General features: G+C 44.5%; 5 protein-coding genes. All 5 read left to right on the forward strand.

Going from position 1 to position 6301, the window contains the following annotated elements; all coding sequences use genetic code 11:
- Positions 1–1070, forward strand: a 1070-nt coding sequence (locus VPNCDNU1_RS28175; protein ID WP_145959501.1) for a PLxRFG domain-containing protein, incomplete at its 5' end; no start/stop codon positions are given.
- Between the two features lie 336 nt (positions 1071–1406).
- Complete coding sequence (locus VPNCDNU1_RS28180) at positions 1407–3128, forward strand: methyl-accepting chemotaxis protein (RefSeq protein ID WP_104403450.1); 1722 nt, start codon at positions 1407–1409, stop codon at positions 3126–3128.
- Between the two features lie 323 nt (positions 3129–3451).
- Complete coding sequence (locus VPNCDNU1_RS28185) at positions 3452–4165, forward strand: DUF3865 domain-containing protein (RefSeq protein ID WP_104403451.1); 714 nt, start codon at positions 3452–3454, stop codon at positions 4163–4165.
- The gene (locus VPNCDNU1_RS28190) at positions 4162–4629 is read left to right on the forward strand and encodes a DMT family transporter (protein ID WP_104403452.1); all 468 of its coding nucleotides are present in this window, start codon (positions 4162–4164) and stop codon (positions 4627–4629) included. Before VPNCDNU1_RS28185 ends, VPNCDNU1_RS28190 begins: the two co-directional genes overlap by 4 nt.
- 620 nt (positions 4630–5249) lie before the next feature.
- Positions 5250–6301, forward strand: a 1052-nt coding sequence (locus VPNCDNU1_RS28195) for a ricin-type beta-trefoil lectin domain protein (protein ID WP_145959502.1), incomplete at its 3' end; no start/stop codon positions are given.

Consider the following 6301-nt stretch of genomic DNA (forward strand, 5'->3'; position numbering starts at 1 on the left):
CCACCCATTTCGCGGAAGACGCCACGTGGAAAGCGCACTTCGATTACACCAATGCCAATCGGGCCAGATACATGCAGCCGCCATTCATGAAGGTACTGACCCAATTTAAGCAGTACAGCCAGAGCATGACGTACTATTTGATGCGCAACGCGTACTTGTCTATGCGCGGGATGAACAAGGAGATGCGGACAGAAGCTCGACGACAATTGGTGGGTACCCTTGCCATGACCTCGTTGTTAGGGGGCGTTTCGGCCTTGCCCCTTTCCCTAGTGTATGGGATGGCGAATGCATTGAATGCAGCTTTGGGAGACGACGATGTGCCTTGGGATGCGGAAACGGAATTTAAACGATATCTCTATAACGCGCTCGGCAATAAAACTCTGGTTGATGGGATACTTTACGGTGTTGGGGGGGCTGGGTTATCCCCCCGTATTTCGCTTGACCAATTGTGGATCAGAGATCCGACTCGCGACCTTGACGGCGAACAAATATGGAGCTTTTACGCTCGGCAGGTAGCGGGACCGGTATTAGGGGGCATTGTACTTTCGGGGATCCGGGGCAGTGAGAAAATGGCGCAAGGGGAGTACTGGCGTGGCGTCGAAATGGTGATGCCAAAGTTTGTCCGTGATCCGATGAAAGCGTACCGATATCACGAAGAAGGGGCGCTCAACAACAAAGGGCTGGCGTACAAGGAGGCGTCAGCGTTCACGTGGGTCGAACTGGCTCTACAGGCAAGCGGTCTGTCGGACAGCGATTTGATGAAACAGTACGACACCAATCGAGCGCTCAAGTCTTACGAACGGCACGTACTGGATAGGCGACAACAGTTGATGACGGCGTACTGGTTGGCGTGGAAGGGGCGGGATGCGCAATTGATGGTCATGGTCAAAAAAGCGGTACGCCGCTTTAACCAACGTTATCCTTCTTTGTTGCTGGATCCCAGTGCCCTAAGGCGATCGATTCGACAGCGTTTACGTTACGGCAAGGAAAGCGTTCACGGTCTTCACCTCAACCAAAACCTGGCCGCTTCACTTCTCTCACGCGCGCCCTTGCACCATTCGTTACCGTAAACAAGATTGCGGTTTAAGAAATACGCGACTATGATTTTTTAAGTAAAGTCGTGTTATAAACTTTGAGTCACTTCTCCTACCCGTCTTACCGACGGGTTTTTTTTTACTTTCTTCCATACGCACAATCACACTTTTTAAGGTGGTAGGCTCGATGAGTATCCTGTTTTCTAATAGCCGTTGGAAACCTTGAGTGAGATCCAACAATGGTACGTCCAAACAATTGCTTACACGATTATCAATTTATGGACAAAGGAATGGCGTATGTAGAATATTAGCCTATTCTTAAATTTGGATTAGAGTTGTAATTGATAGCAAGTGTGAGAAAGGAAGACTTTAATGAAAACAAAATCAATAATGGCATACGTATTTGGCTCCATGGCGATGATTGCAATAATAACCATAGCATTGGGGTGGACGATTTTGGGCTCTGCTGACAAACTTAAATCAACGTCAGAAACTCGTTACCAGTCGTATCAGGTTGCCGATGAACTAAGACAAAGTTCGGATGATCTGACGCGTTTGGCGAGAACGTATGCGCTAACGGGTAACGATGATTACGAAAGCATGTACATGGACATCCTTGCCATTCGTAACGGTGAAAAGCCCCTGCCTGAAAAATACCATCAAATCTATTGGGATTTGGTGATCAATTATGGTGAAAAACCCAAGCCGGATGGCCGGACAGTGTCTATACAACAACGCATGCAAGATCTTGGTTTTTCTGACAAAGAGTTTTCGCTGTTAAAAGAGGCTCAAAACAATTCTGATGCGCTGGTTAATCTGGAAGTGAAAGCCATGAATGCGGTGAAAGGTCTTTTTCAAAATCCTAACACGGGACAGTACAGTGTTCGATCAGAACCAGACACAGGTATGGCCGCTAAATTACTTCACAGTAAACAGTACCATGTAGAGAAAGCTAAAATCATGAAACCCATTGACGGTTTTTTTTCTGAGTTGGAAAGTCGGACTTATCAGCATTTGCTCCAAGATTTTAATTCGTTGCACAAATCGGTAATGATCACATTGCTCTTGATGGTATTGATGTTAGTGGCGGCACTAATCGGTTTTTGGATGATTACTCGCGCGGTATCTCGCCCCGTGACCCTAATGAGTAATCAGCTCAGAGACATTGAAGCCAGCGGGAATATAAACCTTCGAATAACTAACGTAGATCAAGGGGAGCTTGGAGAGATCGCATCTCAAATAAACAACATGCTTGATTCTTTGAGTCAAAACAAAGAAATGACATACCGAGTCTCTTCACGTGTTCAAGATTTAGCGACTCAAACCCATCAAGTGGTATTAGAAAGTCGGAAAAACTCAGACAATCTAACACAAGAAACGAATTCCGTTTTAGTGGCGGTCGAAGAAATGTCTACAGCGCTGACGCGAGTCACTGATGTAACGGTTCACGCCGAAAATGAAGCGTCGCAAAATGATAAGAATGTCAGTGAAGGACAATCTTCGATGCAAACGGCAGTAGACTCCATGACGACGCTGCAGACCGAATTCTCGCAAACTCAAAAGGCGATGGAAGGGTTGATTTCTGAGAGTGCTCAGGTTTCAGGCGTGCTGGATGTGATCAAATCGATTGCTGAACAGACCAACCTGTTAGCATTGAATGCTGCGATAGAAGCAGCGCGAGCGGGTGAACAAGGTCGTGGTTTTGCGGTTGTGGCCGATGAGGTACGTTCACTTGCTCAGAGAACGCAGGAGTCAACCAACGAAATTGAGGAAATCATTGCGAGCCTGCAAGAAAAAACAAGCACAATGGGGGGGACGATAAACCAAGCAGCAGGGTTAATGTCAACTGCGCAATCGGGCATCGATAAAATTGGAGACGTTTTTGATAAAATCAAAGAAACGACAGGGGTGATCTATAAATTGAATTCGGAAATTGCGCAGTCCACGGATGAACAGTCTAAAGTGTCGAATATGATTAATGAAAGCCTCTCTCAAATCAATGACATGTCAAGTAGCATGGCAGATTCCATTGGGCAAATCGAGATGTCTGCCTCTGATTTAGATAACACGGCTAAAGAGCTTTCTAACACGTGATTTTTTATGGTTACAAGAGAAAGCTGGTTGTCACCAGCTTTCTTTATGGCGGTCATAGTTAAGGTGTTCACGTATAGTCGTTGTTGACGCTGCTGTCGTTCCCCCTACCTAGTTTATCCCTCCAATATAAGAGCAAGGCATTAGCATTGCATTTTTATAAAAATATTTTATAAAATTTCTGTTGATCATTTTTTGTTCAACACTTATAAAAAGACTAAAGGGCGTCAGTACCGCTGTGTAAGTTTTGCATGTCTAGGATAGATGTTTGTTGTTAACCGAGTGACATAATCTTCTTTTTGTTATTCACTTTAAAAGGTTGGCATATGGATATTGAATTGGAAAAACTAGAGACCGCTGCTGTTGAGAGCGCCAATAACCGCTATCTGATGTCTGTCTCAGACAACTTGAAAAACTTCTCCCCAGAGGCTTACCAAACCTTTTACTCCAATGTGGCGACATGGCTTGAGCCTACAAAAATTCGCCTTCAGGTGGGGTTGGAGCGTTTGAAGAGTGAAAAGAGCCCGAAACTGGATCCCGTTATATCAGCGTTGGAGCACAATATCCTCGACGAATCAGGAGAAGGCGGAGAGGTAAAAAGTGATCCGCACGCTAACCTATTTAACACGTCCTGCCATACCTATTTTAAGCACGTTTACGGGGTTCCCCTTGGTTTCTATACCCCTAGCGTTGAGACGCTTCACCTGAAAGACGCATCATTGCTGCTGTTCTCCAACAATAGCTATGAAATGTTGGGAGCTTGCTTTGCTCAGGAAGTGCATGCTCTACCTCAACTGCAGCGAATGTATCGTGGTCACTTAGCAAACCGAGAAAAATGCAAAGACGATTGGGGGCTGGTCAGTCGATTTTACGATGTTCACTTTGATGGGACCGAAGCCAGACACGCAGAGGATTTACGTCAGACCTTTATCGATTTACTCAAGACGCCTGCTCAGCTGACGGTGTTCAAGTCTGGGTTCATTTCCATGATTTGCTTACTCACCCAATTCTGGAAATCACTGGAACTTCGAACTGCATGAGTAGCCCGCTTCTCCCGTATTTTTTGTTTGCATTTTTGGGAGGGTGCATCATTCCGATCCAAGCTATCATGACGGATGCGCTAAAAAGCAAATTGGCGATTGATCAAGTTGATGCCACATTCATTCTGTATTTTGGAGGGGCAATCATATCGCTCTTTTTTTCCTTGATCATTAATAAACACAATGTCTTGCTGAAGTTTCAGGTTTCAGACTGGTGGATGTGGGCATCAGGTTGTATTGGTTTCTTTTACATTTTTCTTATGTTCATTGCCTTCCCGAGGTTGGGGGTGTCGGTATCGATTCTTTTTGTCTTCCTAGGGCAGGTTGTACTGTCAGTTGCCATAGACCACTTTGGGTTGTTCGGTATGCCCCATCACCCCATTTCGGTAACCAAACTGATTGGGTTGATCTTTATTCTTATGGGGGCGGCACTGATTATGTACGACAGTCACCATAGTGGATAGTATTTGGCGGATCGTTGAGTATTTCGAGAAGCAGTCCGTTTGTTTAAATCGATAAGACTGAGTGTGGTGAGGCAACCAAAGTATTGTTGTGGTGCTGAGCTTTTTTATCTCAAGTTGTTTTTAATCTATCTTGCTTCTTAAGGGGGGTATTTTATGAACATTGATACATTCAAGTCATCGAATGCGTCTAAGTATGAAGACGAACCCTTAGATCAAATTCCCGTTTCAAAAAGCCAAACTTCTGCGGAAACAAGACTTCGCGGGTTCGAATGTCGTTTAGCGCATCTTGGACTTCTCTTGAGTTCATACAGGGAGGCATGCCTCCCTTCCATCTTCATCGTCATCCGACAGGTTTCTTGTTTAGCCAATAGAATTTTTTTTCATATAAGTACTATTTATATCTCTTAAGACTATTAAAAGTCAGATTTTAAGTCTTTAAATGCATAAAAAACATTGTACCAATTACCTTGGGTTATATGTATCTTTTATATAATCATGGGTTTTTATAAATCATTTTATATGTTACTAAGTTATTGGCACAACCTGTTGCAGTGAATTAGGATCTGACCCGTTTCTGAATGCTCGTTTAGTAAACCAGCGATAGGCAACGGGAGGTTGTCATGAACACTTTTACCAAGCTCAGTTTTGCTCTCCCTTTCATGGTGGCAAGTAGTTTCGTCACATCGGCACCCAGTGCTCCCCCCCAAGCGTTAGTCCCCCCAGAAGTATTCTTAGAACAGCACAAGATAAAAATTGGCTTAAACAATGGTTGTTTGATTCCGAGTGCAATATTAGTCGACTATGCCGCCATATCGGATTGTGGTCGACCAGACACCCTTTGGACTTACACGGAATATGGTCAGCTTGTTACAAGAAGGCCGTTGGGGTACGAATGCCTGACCGTGCCTGAAGGAGGCGGGTTGTTATACATGGATATCTGTGACATCAACAATACACGGCAAAATTGGTATACCGACTTTTCTCGACTTGGGGCACGTCTAAAAACGGGGAATGTGACTTTAAGAAATCAAGCGGTGTCGGTTACCCCAGACAACTTGGTTGTGATCGACTCGATCTACCCGTTGGTCACCGTTCAAAATTTACAAGAGATGATCGTCAGACAGTCCCCAGGGTATACCCAGTTTTCTTTAGACGTTTATGCCAATAAACCCATTCCTCAAAATCACAGCCTTTATCCAACGGCTGCCAGCAACGTCTATTTTGGTAAAGACAGTGAATTGAGGGCGTATAAGAATTTCTATAACGTCCATAAAAATACGTTCTTTTCCAATTGGGGTGAGCCCAAAGGTTACAAAGTTTGTTACCGTAATCCGGTGACGGATACCACATCTTGGGATTGGGCAAAGGTCGTGAATTGTCCGTTTGATGACTCAATCGACGACAGTTTACGTTGGGCATTTCGCCCAGACCCAAAAACAAGTGGCTCAACACATATTTTCAATATTGAGCCATCTCGTTTTTCGGGTAGGCTAGTAATGCAGTCAAGTGGTGCCCAAGCAAACTTCGGTTATGTTTCAGGTTCAAGCTATTCCAACCCATATAAAGTGGAAGAGTTTTTTATTAGCTCGCCTGGAGAGCTCGTTGCCAAACATTATGACAAAGTGAGTGTCAGTGATATAGCCGCTCAAGAAACGGCAAACGCTAAGATAAT

It is taken from the genome of Vibrio penaeicida (genome assembly GCF_002933855.1).
Classification (GTDB): domain Bacteria; phylum Pseudomonadota; class Gammaproteobacteria; order Enterobacterales; family Vibrionaceae; genus Vibrio; species Vibrio penaeicida_A.